This window comes from Verrucomicrobiia bacterium, assembly GCA_035577545.1.
Classification (GTDB): domain Bacteria; phylum Verrucomicrobiota; class Verrucomicrobiia; order Palsa-1439; family Palsa-1439; genus Palsa-1439.
Window position 1 is genome coordinate 1 of record DATLVI010000043.1, and the last position, 16,491, is coordinate 16,491.

Annotated in this window: 20 protein-coding genes; 12 read left to right on the forward strand and 8 right to left on the reverse strand. The window is 58.6% G+C overall.

The genetic code is table 11. From position 1 onward, the window contains the following. On the forward strand, positions 1–1,833 hold a 1,833-nt coding region (locus VNL17_15795; protein HXI85544.1), incomplete at its 5' end, for a tetratricopeptide repeat protein. A 1-nt stretch (position 1,834) separates the two neighbouring features. On the opposite strand, the gene VNL17_15800 is transcribed toward VNL17_15795, so the two are convergent. From VNL17_15800 to VNL17_15810, 3 genes are read right to left on the reverse strand one after another with little or no spacing between them, the layout of a single operon-like run. Next, entirely contained in the window at positions 1,835–2,311 is a 477-nt protein-coding gene (locus VNL17_15800) for a YbaK/EbsC family protein (GenBank protein HXI85545.1), read from the reverse strand. Between the two features lie 30 nt (positions 2,312–2,341). After that, positions 2,342–4,060, reverse strand: coding sequence for a hypothetical protein (locus tag VNL17_15805; GenBank protein HXI85546.1), 1,719 nt, complete (start codon positions 4,058–4,060; stop codon positions 2,342–2,344). 7 nt (positions 4,061–4,067) lie between these two features. Next, entirely contained in the window at positions 4,068–4,700 is a 633-nt protein-coding gene (locus tag VNL17_15810; GenBank protein HXI85547.1) for a CAAX prenyl protease-related protein, read from the reverse strand. A gap of 332 nt (positions 4,701–5,032) precedes the next feature. On the opposite strand from VNL17_15810, the gene VNL17_15815 reads away from it, so the two are divergent. Both VNL17_15815 and VNL17_15820 read left to right on the forward strand, forming a co-directional pair. Continuing rightward, a complete protein-coding gene (locus VNL17_15815; protein HXI85548.1) occupies positions 5,033–5,806 on the forward strand; it encodes a hypothetical protein in 774 nt (257 codons plus the stop codon). 374 nt (positions 5,807–6,180) lie between these two features. Then, positions 6,181–6,420: a hypothetical protein gene (locus tag VNL17_15820; protein HXI85549.1), complete on the forward strand. Its 240-nt coding sequence runs from the start codon at positions 6,181–6,183 to the stop codon at positions 6,418–6,420. A gap of 30 nt (positions 6,421–6,450) precedes the next feature. Here the strand turns inward: VNL17_15820 and VNL17_15825 are convergent, their stop codons facing one another. The 5 genes from VNL17_15825 to VNL17_15845 form a co-directional block, all read right to left on the reverse strand. Next, positions 6,451–7,461: an MlaD family protein gene (locus tag VNL17_15825; protein HXI85550.1), complete on the reverse strand. Its 1,011-nt coding sequence runs from the start codon at positions 7,459–7,461 to the stop codon at positions 6,451–6,453. A gap of 1 nt (position 7,462) precedes the next feature. Next, a complete protein-coding gene (locus VNL17_15830) occupies positions 7,463–8,272 on the reverse strand; it encodes an ATP-binding cassette domain-containing protein (GenBank protein ID HXI85551.1) in 810 nt (269 codons plus the stop codon). After that, a complete protein-coding gene (locus VNL17_15835) occupies positions 8,265–9,200 on the reverse strand; it encodes an SGNH/GDSL hydrolase family protein (protein ID HXI85552.1) in 936 nt (311 codons plus the stop codon). The genes VNL17_15830 and VNL17_15835 overlap by 8 nt, the downstream gene beginning before the upstream one ends. 10 nt (positions 9,201–9,210) lie before the next feature. Continuing rightward, the gene (locus VNL17_15840) at positions 9,211–10,041 is read right to left on the reverse strand and encodes an ABC transporter permease (protein ID HXI85553.1); all 831 of its coding nucleotides are present in this window, start codon (positions 10,039–10,041) and stop codon (positions 9,211–9,213) included. 63 nt (positions 10,042–10,104) lie between these two features. After that, a complete protein-coding gene (locus VNL17_15845) occupies positions 10,105–10,971 on the reverse strand; it encodes a hypothetical protein (GenBank protein HXI85554.1) in 867 nt (288 codons plus the stop codon). A gap of 130 nt (positions 10,972–11,101) precedes the next feature. Between VNL17_15845 and VNL17_15850 the strand changes: the two genes are divergently transcribed. The 9 genes from VNL17_15850 to VNL17_15890 form a co-directional block, all read left to right on the forward strand. Beyond that, positions 11,102–11,320, forward strand: coding sequence for an AtpZ/AtpI family protein (locus VNL17_15850; protein ID HXI85555.1), 219 nt, complete (start codon positions 11,102–11,104; stop codon positions 11,318–11,320). Beyond that, positions 11,317–11,610 (forward strand): hypothetical protein, encoded by a 294-nt coding sequence (locus tag VNL17_15855; GenBank protein HXI85556.1) that lies wholly within the window; start codon positions 11,317–11,319, stop codon positions 11,608–11,610. The genes VNL17_15850 and VNL17_15855 overlap by 4 nt, the downstream gene beginning before the upstream one ends. A gap of 9 nt (positions 11,611–11,619) precedes the next feature. Beyond that, positions 11,620–12,387, forward strand: a complete 768-nt coding sequence (atpB, locus tag VNL17_15860; protein ID HXI85557.1) for a F0F1 ATP synthase subunit A — start codon at positions 11,620–11,622, stop codon at positions 12,385–12,387. A gap of 27 nt (positions 12,388–12,414) precedes the next feature. Continuing rightward, complete coding sequence (atpE, locus tag VNL17_15865; GenBank protein HXI85558.1) at positions 12,415–12,681, forward strand: ATP synthase F0 subunit C; 267 nt, start codon at positions 12,415–12,417, stop codon at positions 12,679–12,681. A gap of 8 nt (positions 12,682–12,689) precedes the next feature. Further along, positions 12,690–13,307, forward strand: coding sequence for a F0F1 ATP synthase subunit B (gene atpF, locus VNL17_15870; protein HXI85559.1), 618 nt, complete (start codon positions 12,690–12,692; stop codon positions 13,305–13,307). Between the two features lie 16 nt (positions 13,308–13,323). Further along, positions 13,324–13,860: an ATP synthase F1 subunit delta gene (gene atpH / locus VNL17_15875; GenBank protein ID HXI85560.1), complete on the forward strand. Its 537-nt coding sequence runs from the start codon at positions 13,324–13,326 to the stop codon at positions 13,858–13,860. A gap of 11 nt (positions 13,861–13,871) precedes the next feature. Next, on the forward strand, positions 13,872–15,422 hold the full coding sequence (gene atpA / locus VNL17_15880; GenBank protein HXI85561.1) for a F0F1 ATP synthase subunit alpha: 1,551 nt from the start codon (positions 13,872–13,874) through the stop codon (positions 15,420–15,422). Between the two features lie 6 nt (positions 15,423–15,428). Then, the gene (atpG, locus tag VNL17_15885; protein HXI85562.1) at positions 15,429–16,295 is read left to right on the forward strand and encodes an ATP synthase F1 subunit gamma; all 867 of its coding nucleotides are present in this window, start codon (positions 15,429–15,431) and stop codon (positions 16,293–16,295) included. A 23-nt stretch (positions 16,296–16,318) separates the two neighbouring features. Then, positions 16,319–16,491 (forward strand): F0F1 ATP synthase subunit beta (locus VNL17_15890; GenBank protein ID HXI85563.1); only part of this gene is annotated, 173 nt, incomplete at its 3' end.

Consider the following 16,491-nt stretch of genomic DNA (forward strand, 5'->3'; position numbering starts at 1 on the left):
CATTTCCTCAACGCGCTGTTGGTGTTCGGGGTCGCGCGCCGGGCATTGGGGGACAACACAACATCCGCTGGGGGTGGACCGAACCAGAGGTTGTGGGTCGCGTATGCCGTGGCGGTTCTGTGGATGCTGCATCCGTTGGTCACTGAGAGCGTGACGTATGTGCTGCAGCGGACCGAACTGTTGATGGCGCTGTTTCTTTTGTTGACCCTGTACTGTTTCATTCGCGGGACCGAGTCCCCACGCAAGATGGTCTGGTTCGGTGCGGCGATCATGGCCTGTACGCTTGGGATGGGCACGAAGGAGGTTATGGTGATGACCCCGCTGCTCGTCCTCGCCTACGATTCCATTTTTGTGGCTCGCTCGTGGCGCGCCGCCTTGCGTGAGCGTCGGGAACTGTACGCAGGCCTGGCCGCGAGTTGGCTCGTGCTCGCGTCGCTGCTGCTGACGACCAACTTGAAGGCAAAATCCGGTCTCACGGTGGACGTCTTGTCGCCCTGGAACTATTTCAAGATGCAATGGACCGTGGTGGCGCATTACTTGCGGCTGTCGGTGTGGCCGCAGGGGTTGGTGCTGGATTATTCGGACTGGCCCCGGGAAACGACCCTGGCAAGTGGCCTACCCGCTGCGGGACTATTGGCGGCACTGTTCGCCGGTACCGTGTGGGCAATCCGCCGCCGTTGGTGGTGGGGATTTTGGGGCGCGTGGTTCTTCCTCCTGCTGGCGCCGACGTCCAGTTTCTTGCCTTTGCCGACGGAGCCCGCCACCGAGCGGAGAATGTACCTGCCCCTGATGGCGGTCATGGCCGTCGCACTGGGAGGAGGAGATCAACTTTGCCGTAACCTCTGGACCCGATTCGGTTGGCCCGTCCGCGTCTTCCCGTGGCTACAAGCCGGCGCGATGACAGCATTGGCGCTCGCGCTTGGAATCGCCACAGTTCAAAGAAACGGCCAGTATCAAAGCGCGGAATCCATCTGGGCTGATGTGGTCGCCAAGCGCCCGGACAGCTTGCGCGGTCATACCAACCTTGGCCAGGCCTTGTTGACCGACGGCCGGGCGAAGGAGTCGATTCCCCATTTTATCGACGCCTTGCACATCGATCCGAACGAGCCGATTGCGCGGTGCAATCTGGGGAGTGCGCTGGCGATGATTGGCGCGACAAATCGGGGCATCGCTGAATTGCAGGAGACGCTTCAACATACCCCCAATTACGCCCCCGCTCATGTGGCTCTGGCTGATATTTTTGTGGGTCAGGGCAATCAGCGGGCTGCATTGGAGCATTATGCGGCCGCACTCGATATCAATCCGGACGAGCAGGTCGCGCGCTTCAACCTGGCCCAATTGCTCACCCGCATGGGCCAGCGCGAAGGGGCCATCGCGCAGTTCACCGAAGTGCTGCGGCTCGACCCGAGGAACGCGACCGCCCACTACAACCTCGCCAATCTACTGGCCGAGAACGGCAGTGAGACCGAGGCCATCTCACACTACGTCGCGGCGGCGCGGTTTGATCCCCACAACGCGCGCAGCCAGATCAATCTCGGCAATCTGTTCCTGAAGTTGGGACGCACGGATGATGCCGTCGCCGCCTACACGGACGCGTTGCGCACGGACCCAAATGCGTTCAAGGCCCACAATAACCTCGCCGTGATCCTCGCTGGCCGCGGGGACCTGGTCCACGCCATCGAGCATTTCCGTGAGGCGGCCCGCCTCCAGCCGGACGCCCCCGAGGTGCATAGCGAACTGGCTGAAGTTTTGGACAGGCAGGGACTGCATGAGGAGGCCCAGCGCGAGCTTGCCCAAGCGCAAAGACTCCGCGCTGCGAGCGGCCAGCCGTGATTTAGCCGGCGTTCAACTTCACCGCGAAGCCCGCGACGATCGGCTTCGCGAGCAGTTCGTAATCCGCGTATTTCATTTTGATCGCATCGCTGTGCGTACCCGCCTCAAACACCACCTTGTCGGCTTCGGCGAAACTCCGATCCAAATAAGTCGCGACGCCATATAAATGGCCAAAGGGTGGCATCGTGCCAATGGCGCAATCGGGAAACAGCGGCTTGAACTCCGCCTCCGCTGCCTTCGTCGTCGGTCGACCCGTAATTGCACCGAGTTTTTCCAGGTCGATACGACGGTCCGTCGGCAGCACCGCCATGACGATTTCCGCATCCGTCCGGACCATCACCACCTTGGCGCGGTCTTTTCCCTTCACGTGTTCGATTGCCGCCAATTCGTGCGATGTGAATGCCTCAGGGTGATGCAAAATCTCGTAACGGACTTTGCTCTCATCTAAAAAATCAATCAACCGGGCCGGTATTCCCATGGCCCACTATAGCTCGCCCCCACGCCAACGTCATCTCCCTTTGCCGCCGATCAACGCGATGAGCCTATCCGCGTATACAGGGTCGCCACGCAGCGGAGCCAGTTCGCTGTCGCGCGCGGCCAACGTTGCATACCCTGGTTCCGCCACGATCACCGCCTGCAATTCGTCATACGCTTCGGCCAGGCGACCCAGTCTCGCGTACGAACACGCCAGGTTGTATCGCGCCGCCCACAACGTCCCGTCCGCGGCGATGGCCTGCCGGAGTTGTTCGACAGCCAGGTCGTACGCGTGGGTCTTCAGATAAATCGCGCCCAGCGTCGCGCGCGCCATCGGCAGTTGCGGCGTGCGGGGATCGGACTGGTTCACGGCGCGCTCGGCGGCCACGCGAGCTTCCGCCAGGTGCCCCGTTTTCAGCAGGGCTATCGCGGCATTGTAATTCGCCAGCGGATCATTGGGAAAATCCGCCAGCACCTCTCCCCACAACGACAGGTCATTCCGCCACACGCGGATCTGCTTGCGTGTCGACAACCCGAGAAAGATAAACCACAGCCCCAACACCAGGCACAGCATCGTCTTAAACACCATTGAACCTCGCCGCCACAGCCAGATGAGTCCGCTGCCAATCGCAATCAACGCCGGCACCATCGCCAGATACGCGTAACGATCAGCCGCCGCCTGGCGTCCCACCTGCAACAGTCCGGATGCCGGCAAGAGCAGTGTCAGGTAACTCCACCATGCCGCTGCCAGCACCGGGACACGACCGCGTTGCCACACCGCTACGGCCGTGACAACCGCGCAAAACACCAACGGCACCAGGAATTCCTCGCTGTGCAGGCTGATGCGGCTGTCCAATGGATAAAATGGCGAAAGCCACGCCGGCCAAATCAGTTTCCATAAATAAAACACTACGCCCCGCGCCGCCACCAGCACCCGCGCCCAACACGTGTACTCGACCAGCCCTTCCAAATGCTCCTGCGCCGCGACCGCTCCCACCGCTGCAGCGGCGCTCAGCGCGATCATCAACCACTTTTCCCGGAGCAACCGCCACCAGCATCGTTCCACCTGCCGGCGCAACGGGAAAAAATCTAATGCGAGCATCACGAACGGCAGACTTACTGCGACCGGTTTCGTCAGGAGCGCGACCACCTGTAAGGCGACAGTCGTCCACCACCACCCACATTTTGATTTACCGCCGCTTCCGACGGCGCGCACATACGCGCACAAGGCCGCCACCATCCACACTGAACACAACAAGCCGTTGCGTGCAGCCACCCACGCTACCGATTCCACCTGCAACGGATGAATCCCACAGACCAGCGCGATTCCCGCGCTCATCGCCAGCCGTTCCGGCATACGAACATTTCTCGCTGCCCCGGTCAGTAGCCAAACCAACGTCCCCACCAGCGCGACGTAGATACCGTGCAACAGCCAGTTCGTCGCGTGATGCCCCGTGGCTGTCATGCCCCAAAGTTGGTAATCCGCCAAATGTGTCATCCACACGATCGGCTGGAGATAGAACGGTTGCAGCGACGTCCACATCCAGCGTAGCGACGCCCACGAAAACTTCCCCATCCGCGCCAACTCCGTGAGGTAGATCTGGTCGTCCCAATTGACAAAGCCATTGGCGAGCACGGGCCGAAAGACCCAGAGCGAAATCACGGCCGCCGCAAAAAGCAGGTAAACAAGCAGGCGATTCGGCAGGCCCTGGGTCGACTGCGCTGCCCCGTCAACGCTGCGGTCCTTTTTCATCTTCCGCTCACCAGAATTTCCAATCGCCGCGAGCAAGGACCCAGGCTGCCAGCACTGCGTTGCTCACCGCGTGGGCAATGACACACGCGAACACATCCTTGCGTTTGTAGTACAGCCAATTGTACAGCGCCCCGCAAATCAACCCGGCCAGCCACTGGTAATGCTCCGCGCCGAACATCGCCACGGTCACCGCGAACGATAGTCCGGTGAACGTGCCGACCGGCACGCTCTTGAAGTCCTCGTTCACCAGCCAGCGAATCAGGAACGCGCGCCAGAACAATTCTTCCATCACCGGCACCACGATCACTGCGCCGACAACGCGAAACGCGAGGAACATGTTCCGCTGCGCCAGCGATGAGATCGTCGTCGGATCGAACGCCGCCCCGCTGCCGTACTTCGGATAAAACGGATCGATCCCAATCCAGATCGCAATCGCCACGAGCCCGACGACCACCGCCAGCAGGGAGAACCCCGATCGCAATTCCTCGTAGTCCTTGCGAAAGTAAATCAGCGCCGCCGCTACCGCGACGACCTTCGCTGGATACAGCCACAACAAATTCGCGTTCGTCTGCACCAGCAGGAACGCCATGTAAATCCCCATCGGTACGACATACGGAAGCCACACTTTGGATTTCATCATGATGCGGGTCGCACTTTACAGTCAGTCAGCTTGAAATGTCATTCCGAACCTATTAGGTCGCCCCGGTGTATGCGGGTACAAATATGATATGATGGAAACTTCTTGGTGATTTCCCCTCAAAAAGGCCTCCGAAATGGGTTCGTTTTTCCAGAACGAACCCATTTGCAAAGCCGACTGCAAACGTCGTAACATTCTGCCAATACGCGTGATACAAGGCAAAAAGTGACAAACCGAAATGGGTTCGTTTCGCAGAAACGTATATGGGCCCTCTCTTGCCCCCTCCTCGGCCTCTTCGAAGCGAACAATTGCGCCATATTGTTGCTCTCGCCGCCATGGATTTCCCTGTCAATGAGCATGCCGCACCCTACTACTATCGGAATTCGATGTCTAGAAGAAAGGTGCTTTTTTTAGCCTCTCCTTTTCCGGCTTGCGACTCCTGCGTGGTTGCCCTTAAATGCGCACGCAAAATCATGAAAAGATTTCTCACCACGCTTCTTATTGGATCCACGGTTTGCGTCCGCGTTAACGGACAAACCAACTCAACGGTTTCTTCCGCCGCCTCCACGCAAACGGAAATCATCGTCTGCATCCGGCATGGTGAAAAACCTGCCGCAGCGCTTGGGCAATTGAACTGCCGCGGCCTCAATCGCGCCCTCGCCCTGCCTGCCGTGTTGCTCGGAAAATACGGTTCCCCCCAATTCATTTTCGCTCCCAATCCCTCCGACAAAGTCGATCAAAAGGAAAATAGTGTCGGATATTTTTATGTGCGCCCCCTCGCCACCATCGAGCCTACCGCCATTCGCTGCGGCTTGCCGGTCGATACAGAATTCGGCTTTAGCGAAATCGACCGCCTCGAACACCAACTGGGGAAACCGCCTTATCATAGCGCGACCATCTTCGTCGTGTGGGAACACGTCGTCCTCAGCGAGTTCGCAAGAAATATCATCAAAACCTATGGCGGCGACCCATCGCTGGTTCCGTCATGGCCCCACAAAGATTACGACACGATCTTCGTCTTCAAGATCACCCGCAGCGAAGGACAAAAATCCATCACCTTCACCGTCGATCACGAAAACCTGAATAATCTAAGCGACACCTGCCCTTGAGTTTTTAACCCGGTCCCAGTACACTCCGTGCGTCGTGAAATTGCTCTTGGTAGCAATGTTGTTCGCTTCGCTTTCGGTTGCCGGTGTGTTTGCTGATGGCGCCGCTCCGGATAAGCCGAAAGAGTGGCCGTACGGACCATACGACAAACTTCACCGCGATCCCCCGCACACCCCGAAGAACGAGCCTCAAATCTTTCGTTTCCCACCGGCCGAGCGTGCCCGAATTCTTATCTATCGTGGCATTCAGCAAGAAGTTGTGCAGCCAACAACATCCACGAACACCATCGCCGCGCCCAGGTTGGATCCTCCGAAATGATACAGGACCTGAGCGTACAACATTGGCGCCGGATCAACTTTTGATCGTTGGGCTGGCTATGTTCTGGCTCCGACTACCGACGAAACCAGCAACCCCCGCCGAGTACAAAGTCATATTCGTCACTCTGGCGGCATTGCTGATTCTCATGGGGTTGGCCGGTGTGGTCGCCGGCTTGCTCGCACCACCAGACAAACAGGAAGCAGCGAAACTCGCAATCCGTCTTGGCTTTGGCGCGATTGGCATTGGCGCCCTGCTCCTGCTGGCCCTTTGGCTAATTCGCCGGTGGACAGATTCGTGAGAAGTGTTCTGCTCGCTCCAAAAACTCAAATCACTTTTTTTCCTCCGCCGGTCGCACTGCCGGCGTCGTTGACGGCGGCGCATTCGTCTGACTGCTCATCTTCTGGAAGACGCCGCGCAGGAGCCAGTGTTTCTTCAATCCCTGCACGAGGTTGTCGGTGTCCACAACGAGGCTGGAGATGCGCGTGAGGATTTTGTCATTCGACTCGACTTGGGCGTTGAGGTTGCTGGTGATGGCGGCGAGGTTCAAGATCGTGTCGTTCAGGCTCGCGGCGATGGCGGCGAGGTTCGTGTTCACGCTCGTATGCAGGTCGCCCGGAATGAGCCATTCGCCGAATGATCCGTGCGGGTCGCGTAGGTTCGCTGTGATGACGGTAAGATTGGTGACCATCTGGTTTGCGTTGGCTGTAAGCTGCGCGGTGTTCGTCAACACCGTGTAAAGCTGGTTGGTCAGGCCGAGAATATTGGGCAGTGCCTGCTCGACCGTGCCGACCAGTCGCTGCGCGCGATCGCTGAGGGCCGGCTCTTCAGCGGCGGTCAAATAGACACCTTTGGGAGCCTGGGTAAATGGCACCTTATGGCCGTCGATTAACAACTCGCTGATGACATCGCCCTGCTCGTAGACCGTCGGTGCGCCCATTACACCCGGCGTGATTTCCAAACCGCGACCGCCCAGCAGTCCAATTGCCGTGACGCGCACCACCGAGTCCGTCCAGATGTACCCGTAATATGGCTTGCGCACCTCTATGCCAACGTAGACCTGATGCTCGGCGGGTGATTGCGCTGTGATGACGGTGATCTTGCCAACGTCAAACCCCATAAGCACGATGGGGTCGCCGATTTTTAACCCCTCGGCGCTTTGCACAAAGGTAAAGTACGGACACTTCGGGATGAACCAGCCTTTGCGTTCCGCGGTGTGATAGAGGTAATACGCAAAGCCCACTACCAGCACGAGCGCCGCGAAGATCACGAAAAAACCCACGATCTTCTCGACGCGCTGCAAGCGCGTCCGCAACTGGGGCGTCAAATCCTGTATCGCCATATCAAAACCCTTTCGCCAGAAAATCCTGCACCACCGGTTCGGCGCTGGCCGACAGTTCGTCGCGTCCGCCAACGACACGGAAGCGTCCGCTTTCCACAATCGCAAAACGGCTCGCTACGTCCAACCAGCCGCGGAAATCGTCCGCGCTGGCCACGAGGGTGAGCGGTTTGTCCTTGGATCGATGACTCTCCTGCAATTGTCGCAAAAAATCCAGCCACCAACGGCATTCACGAAGCGATAATGTCGAGAGCGGATTATCCAGGAACAAAATCTCAACTGACCCGGATTCTCCAACCGGGGCCAAAGCGCGCGCCAACCCGACGCGTTGCTGGACGCCCAGGCTCAGGCGATTCGGCATATGGCCCGCGTAATCCTGCAACTCCGTCATCGTGAGCAGTTCATCCACCTTCGCCGCGATAGCGGCTTCCTCCAGCCCCGGATGGTACTGCATCGGCAAGGCGATGTTCTGGGCCACGTTCAAATGACTGAACAACCGTCCGCTGTACTCGAAGACATACCCGATGCGACAACGCCAATCCACCCGGTCCTTTTCATGCGCTTCCGCCACATCTTTTCCCAGAATCCGCAACGTCCCATGAATCGGCCGGTTCATTCCCGCGGCCGTCAGCAGTAACGACGATTTGCCGCTCGAAGGACGCCCACTGACCACCCAGAAATCGCCAACCCCAATACGCCAGTTGACATCTTCTATCAATCCAATCTCCGGCGCATTCATATAGGACACCTGCACGCCCGCCAACTCGATGGCCACAGCATCCGGCTTCACGTTGTTTTGGATTGCATCACCCATGGTGGTACACCTTGCTCATTTCAATCAGGAATAACCGCCGAATCGCATCGTAGCCACGGCTATTCGGGTCCTCCAGATTCATGAAGTACCAATAGTGTGGATCCTCTTTTCGATAGTACGGATTCCGGGAGTCGCGGCAGTGAATCCCGTGTCCAAGAAAGGCCGCATGAAAATCAATCAGATGAACGTTGGTGTAGCTGTTGCATGTCTCCGCAATGAGGCCGTTAAAAATGGGCAGCACTTTCAGTCCGTCCGGCCACGCCGGCAAGAGCAAATTGGCGCGCTCAATATCGCCAACACCATCCGTTGGATCGTAGAAATTGCCCAGGAACACGTCGCATCCCCCGGGAAAGCGGGCCGTAACGCCATCGATCAAGGCTTTCAGCTTCGCGGCGAAGCTTTCTTTCCACTGGAGGGCCTGCGCATAGCTGCAGCCGTACATGGCCCCGTCGCGCGGCGCTGACCGACCGTAATTGTGAATCAGGTCATTCCCGCCCGCTGTAATCACCGCGATGCCGTGCACCGTTCGCGGATAAGGCGGGATACTCGGCAACTCATATCGGAGGTGTTCCTCCAGTACCGTATACGAAACGGAAACATTGCGGGAAGTGAGATTGGGAAATACGTGCTCCAGGTCTCGACCCTGCATGTCCGGCCATTTTGCGTCGTCGTTCTTGAGTAACAAATCAAAGTATCCATGCTTCCCCATCGTTCCGAAGCCGGCCGTGATACTGTCCCCGACGCCAAGGAGAGCAAATTGGTTGGTTGACCAGGCTCGTTGGAATGGGTCCAGCGGCACGGATGGGCCCGCCGGCCCGGAGCCGGCCGGGTGCCAATATCGGCCAATGAGAAAATACCACGCGATGCCCAGGATCACCACTGTCTGCCATCGCACATGGTACCAGCGCAAAGGTCGCTTCGCTTTCATTGGCATCATCCTAAAACAAATACCCCAGCAGGAAGAAGGCATCGAGCAGCACGCAGGCCGTCACGCTCTCGACGACCGCGCGCGCTGTCACCTGCGAGACGTCTTCAACATTCAGCGGACGCGCCAGCCCGTGATAGCAATTCACCACGGCGATAACGACACCGAACAGGGTCGTCTTCAACGCAAACAACGCAAAATCCTCCCAGCGTAGCGCGTTGTTGAGTTGCGCAAGATAATCCGTCAGGGTCAGCGGCACGTCCTCGATGAACGCAAAAAGATAGCCGCCCGCTATCGCGATGAGTACCAGGTAGGTCGTGAGGCAGAACACCGCCGTCGCCAAACCAATCACGCGCGGCATGACCAGATAGTGTATCGGGTCGATCCCCAGCGATTCGAGCGCCTCGACTTCGCCGAGCGCCCGCATCGTCCCGAGTTCGACAACATTCGCGGTGCCCGCGCGCGCCAGGACGATCAGCGCCGTCACCAACGGACCCAGTTCGCGAACAATCACGGTCACCATCACCGTCCCAATATATTGTTGCGCCCCGACGCGTGAGAGCAGGGCGACCGTCTGCCCCACGATCACCAACCCGAGTGCCGCTCCAATCAAGCCGATCATCGGCAGTAAGCGCACACCTGCATTCCAGATTTGGGCGAAGATTAGGGGACGAACCACGCGCTTCGAGACGTTGAACTTGGTGAGCGTGACCCCCAACGTGATGACAGCAAACGCACCCAGTTCGCGCAACACGTCCAGTGTGCCGAGGATCCGCATGCCGACGCGCTCCGCGCGGCTGCGGATCGCGATGGCTCCGTGAATTGCATTCGAGACCGCTTTCATCAATCGAAGCTAACGCAATTTGTCCCGGGACGCTGTCGATGACAAGGACGATGTTTCGGCTGCTCAGCCCTCGAGCAGCGCTCCGTACCGAAGATTGCGGACGCTCACCGTCAATTCGACCGCTCCCAGCGCTTCCATGGCAACGAGGAACACCGCGCCACCGGTGACGATGATGTCCGCGCGATCGGCAGGCAAACCGGCCACCTTTTTCCGTTCGGCCAGTGGCATTGCGTCCAACCGCTGCACGGATTCAAGCAGCGCCTCCCGTGAAATTTTCACGTGATCAACGGCTCCCCACTCCATTCGTGCGAAAGTCGAGATCGTACCGCCAGTACCAATCATCTGACCCTCGCCCATTTTGTAACCCGCCAGCGCGGGTCGCAAAACCGCACGCAGATGCTCGCGGAGTTCCGCCAATCTTCCCTCGCCGAATTGTTCGGTGAGCCGCAATGCCCCGAGCGGCAAACTCTTGAAGAGTTCCATCTCCCCATCGCGCCCCTGGATGAACTCCGCGCTCCCGCCGCCGACATCCATCACCAAAAGCGGCGCGCCCGTCCATTCTGGGTCGCTCGACACGCCGCGGAAAATCAACTCCGCCTCGCGATCTCCCGACACCAACTGCACCTCCAGCCCGCACTTCTGGCGTACCGCATCGAAAAACTCATCGCGATTGGCAGCATCGCGGCACGCGCTCGTGGTCAGCGCTATTATATGGATGGCACCCGTTGCCTTGGCCTCCAAGTGGAACTCGTTGATGGCTTGAAGCGTCCGATCAATCGCTTCGGTCGAAAGCCGCGCGCGTTCATGAACTCCTTGACCCAGGCGCGCCACACGGTCTTTGTGCATCACCACAACCACTTGCCCTTGTTGTACATCCGCAACAAGGATCTTAACCGTGTTCGTCCCGATATCAATGATAGCCCGGCGCATTGCTGGCTGTTCATAACACGGCCAGCCATACACGGCAAATCCCGAAAAAATTGCTTGCCTCGATTCGACTTTGTGATAGTTTTCACACACTTTTGGTTGCCCGAACTGACGTTGTCGCAAGCGAATCCCGATGAATTTGGGCAAAGACTTTCAAGGCATGGGCCGGTATATGGCCTTGGGTACCCAGATGGTTTTGACCACGGTGGTTATCGCGGCCATCGGGTACTGGATCGACAAAAAAACCGGTAAGTCACCGATGTTTCTGATTGTGTTCTTTCTGTTGGGTTCAGCAGCTGGTTTTCAGGTCGTGTACCGCGCCTTTCGTGACGGTGGAGCGAAGCCGAAGTGAACTTGGATCGCCCGGTAATTTTAGGAGTTGTCTTCGGCGTGCTGATCGGCGGTGTGAGCGCCGCCCTGCAGGTTCACGAATTACGGCTGAAGAGCCAGGTCGTGCAGCCAAAAGGGGTGTCCGTGTTGATTCCCGGTGCGGTGGGGCGACTCCTGTTTGTGGTCGTGGCTTGGTGGCTGGCATTCGAGTACACCGAAGCGGACAAATACTGGTTGACGGGCGCTTTGGCCGTTACCTATACTGCGCCGCTCTTAGTGCAGTTGAAACAGTTGATTTTTCCCAAGAGGTAGGATTTAGCGATGGGCGAGCACCATGTAATCGTACATAAAGTAATCGAGCTGTTCGGGCTCAATTTGAGCATCACGAATTTCGTCGTGATCCTGTGGCTGGGCGGCCTGTTCACCTTTGTTTTCCTGGTCGGCGCGGCGCGCGCCATGAAAGAGGATGGCACGGGACGCTTCGCGAATCTCGTGGAGTCGATGCTCGAGTTCGTTCGCGAGAATGTCTCCGACGCGTTCATGGGACATCACGGCGCGGCGTGGTTCCCGTTCGTGGCCACCGTTTTTTTCTTCATCTTGTTCAGCAATCTCATTGGCCTGATTCCTGTTCCCGGTTACTTTCATGCGGGCACGAGCAACCTCAATGTCACCGCTGTCCTGGCGATCATCGTATTCCTTGTCGTCCAGGTTGTGGCTGTCAAACGACACGGTCCCATGTATTACTTGAAGTTGCTATTCCCGCATAGCGCACCAGCTTGGCTGCGTTACACACTTATGCCCTTCATCGAGTTGATTGGCATTTTTGCGAGACCCTTTTCCCTCGCCATTCGTCTTTTCGCCAACATGACCGCTGGCCACCAGATCATTCTCGTCTTGCTCACGGGTGAACTCATCGGCGTTACGTATCTTTTGCAGCACGGGATCCTCATGAAAATCCTCGCCCCGGTACCGTTGGTGGGCGTCATCGTCATGGATGGCTTTGAAATCTTTGTGGCCTTCATACAGGCCTTCATTTTCGCCTTGTTGACCGCATTATACCTGGGCGAAGCACTCGAAGAATCACACTAGCAGAATCAAATACCTGGAGAATACGTAATGGACACGAATACAGTCACGCAAGCAGCGCAACTCATCAGCACCGCCGCGCTGGCCAAGCTGGGCGCTGGTCTGGCGGTCGGCCTGGGCACCCTCGGCTCCGGCGTCGGCATCGGCGTCATCTTCGGCAAAAGCATCGAGTCGGCCGCGCGCCAACCCGAGGCGCTGCCGCTGGTGCAACGCTTGATGTTCACCGGCTTTGCCCTCGTCGAAGCGCAGGCGTTGTACGCCCTGCTCATCACCTTCATCTTGCTCGCCGCGAAGTAGACCGTCCCATGAAGACACTTCATCGCATCATCCGTACGCTCCTCGCCACGCTGCCTTTCGTCGCCCTCACCGGCGCCGTGGCCTGGGCGGAGGAAGCGGCCACCGCGCTGCCCCCCGGCGAAGGCAGCCAGATCCCACCGACCGACTGGGGCCTGCAAATCTGGACACTGGTCACCTTCGTTGTCCTGCTCGTCCTCTTGGCGAAGTTTGCGTTCAAACCCATAGCACAGGCGCTCGACCGCCGCGGTGAGACCATCAAGAAGTCCATCGAGGAAGCCGAGAAACAGCGCGCCGACGCGAAGAAACTGATGGAGGATTACCAGAAGCAGATCGCCGACGCCCGCAACGAGGCCGGCAAGGTAATTGAAGAGGCCCGCCAACTCGGCGAACGCGTTCGCAAGGAAGTCGTCGAGAAAGCCAATGCCGAAGCCTCCGCGGTCGCGCAGCGCGCCCAGGAGGAAATTGTCCGACAGAAGGAAAAAGGCGTCCAGGAGTTGAAGGACACGGTCGCCAGCCTCTCCGTCCAGATCGCCTCGAAGGTCCTCGAAAAGGAAGTCAACGAAGCGACCCATCGCCAGCTCATTGACAACCTGATCAAGGACCTCGGTAAAGTGCAACGTTCCTGAGCAACCGACTGACCCCATGCCGCACGACCCCATCAACACTGGTTACGCCCGCGCCCTCTTCGAAATGGCGCAGGCCGAAGGTGTCGTCACTCGCGTCGAGGAAGAATTGTTCCGTCTTCGGGAGTTGCTCAAGAAGAATCCCGACCTGCTGGAATTCCTCAAAGACCCGAATGTCAAACACGAAGGCAAACGCCAGGCGCTCGCCGCGCTCTTCCAGGGCCGCGTCCATCCGCTCGTGCTCAACACCCTCATCACCCTCAGCGATCAGGATCGCGGCGGTCGCGTCTTGCACATCATTGAAGAATTTGACAGCAGCGCCGATGACGCGCGCCAGAACGTCAGCGGTGAGATCACCACGGCGATCACATTGGATGACGCCACGCTCAAGCGGCTCGCAACCGAGCTGTCCCGCATCACCGGCAAGAGCGTGCAACTTTTCCAGCGGGTTGACCCGGCGATCCTCGGCGGCGCCATTATCAAGGTTGGCGAACAGATCATTGACGGCAGCCTGCGCCGCAAACTCGACCAAATTAAAGAACGCTTAGCGCAGTAACGAGGTAGACCATGCCCGACACACTTTCACTCGATTCCAAACAGATTTCCGACGTCTTGCGCCGCAGTATTTCGGAATACAAAACCGAAGTCAGCGTCCAGGAAGTCGGCGAGGTCATCGATTGCGGCGACGGTATCGCCCGCATCAAGGGCCTGCCGAATTGCATGGCCGAGGAAATGTTGGAATTCCCCAATAACATCTTCGGCATGGCGCTGAACCTCGAAAAGGAGCAGGTCGGCGTGATGATTCTCGGCGACTTCACCCAGATTTCCGAGGGCGATCTCGTCAAGCGCACCGGCCGCCCGTTGTCCGTGCCCGTGGGTGACGAATTGCTTGGTCGTGTCGTCAACGCCATCGGACAGCCCATCGACGGCAAGGGCCCCATCAATACCAAGAGCCTTCGCCCTATTGAATCGCGCGCGCCCAGCGTCATCGAACGCGAGCCTGTGAAGCAATCCCTGCAAACCGGCCTGAAGGCGATCGACTCAATGATCCCGATTGGTCGCGGCCAGCGCGAACTGATCATCGGCGACCGCCAGACAGGCAAGACCGCCGTTTGCCTCGACACGATCATCAACCAAAAGGGCGGCGACGTCGTTTGCATCTACGTCGCGATCGGCCAGAAGAAGTCCACCGTTGTCAGTGTCGTGGAAACGCTGGAGAAATATGGCGCGCTGGATTACACCATCATCGTCAGCGCCACCGCCAGCGATGCCGCGCCGATGCAGTTCGTCGCGCCGTACTCGGGCTGCGCGATGGGCGAGTATTTCCGCGACCTCGGTCGCCACGCCCTGATCATTTACGATGATCTTTCCAAGCACGCCGTCGCGTATCGCCAGGTTTCCCTGCTGCTGCGCCGTCCACCGGGCCGTGAAGCGTTCCCCGGCGACATCTTCAACCTGCACAGCCGGTTGCTGGAGCGCGCTGCGAAACTCAATATCGACGCGCCCAAACTCAATCCGGTGTATCCGAAAGGTGGCGGCTCCCTCACGGCGTTGCCGATCATTGAGACGCAGGAAGGTGACTACTCGGCTTACATTCCCACAAACGTCATTTCCATCACTGACGGGCAAATCTACCTTGAGTCCGACCTTTTCTATTCGGGCATTCGCCCCGCGGTATCGGTCGGCCTCTCGGTCAGCCGTGTCGGCGGTAGCGCGCAAACAAAGGCGATGCGGAAGATCGCCGGCACCTTGCGCCTGAGTTTGGCGCAATACCGCGAATTGGCGGCTTTTGCGCAGTTGTCGAGCGATCTCGACAAGGCGACCAAGGCGCAACTCGACCGCGGTCAGCGCATGGTGGAACTCCTCAAACAGCCGCAGTATCAACCGATGAGCAGCGAAGACCAGGTCGCGGTGATCTGGGCCGCCACGAATGGTTATCTGGATGGGGTCCCCGTCTCGGCCATCCGCCAATATGAGACCGAGTTTCTCCAGTTCCTCAAGAGCAAGTACACCACGGTGGTCACGGGGCTGCGCGACCGCAAGGAACTCACCGAGGAAATCGTTGCGGGCTTGAAGAAGGCCGCTGAGGAATTCAAGGGCTTGTTCTCCGCCAAGTAAGCTGCCATGGCCTCGCTTCGCGACATTCGACGCCGCATCAAGGGCGTCAAGAACATCCGCCAGGTCACGCGCGCGATGAACATGATCGCCGCGGCCCGTCTGCGGCGCGCACAAAGCAAGGCGGTGTCGGCGCGGCCCTATGCAGAACGGCTCTCCGAGATTTTGCAGGACGTCGTGGCCTCCAGCGGCGGCTCGGGCCGGCATCCATTGATGGCCGAGCGCGAAGTAAAGAATGTGGCCCTCGTATTGATCACGTCCGATCGCGGTTTGTGCGGGCCATTCAATGCGGGTATCTTCCGTGAGGCTCAGCGGTTCTTGAACGAGCAGGCGGTGCCGGTGGAAATCATCACTGTGGGACGCAAGGGACGCGACCATTTCCAGCATCTTGGGTACAAGATCTCGCAACACTTCCCGCAGCCTTCGCGCGATGTCCGCCTCGAGGAAGTCGGTAACATCAGCAAGCGGATCATTGCCGATTACGGCGCGGCCAAATACGACAAAGTCTACCTGGGCTACGCGAAATTTGTCAGCGTGCTGCGATCGGAACCGACCGTCATCCAGTTGTTGCCACTCGGTCAGACCGATGGCGCTGAGAAGACGACAAAGACCGCCTATCAATTCGAGCCGGACGCCGAGGAACTGCTGGACATATTATTGCCGCAGTACATCGAAGTCCTGGCTTATCGTGCGCTCGTCGAGTCGCTCGCCAGCGAACAGGCGGCGCGCATGGTGGCCATGAAAGCGGCCACGGACAGCGCCTCCGACATGATTACCAGCCTGACCCGCGAGTACAATGGCGCCCGTCAGGGCTCCATCACCACGGCCCTGTTGGAAGTCGTCGCGGGCGCCGACGCGTTGGCCAAGAAAGAATAGTTTTCGCAGGAGACAAAAGCACCATGAGCACAGACGGACATCAAAAAGGTAAGGTCGCGCAGGTCATCGGGCCGGTTGTGGACATCGAATTTTTCACCGAGAACCTGCCGCCGATCAATCAGGCCATTACAATCGACGACAAGGCCAGCGGCATTCATCTGACGTGCGAAGTCGCAGGTCACCTCGGCGATAACAC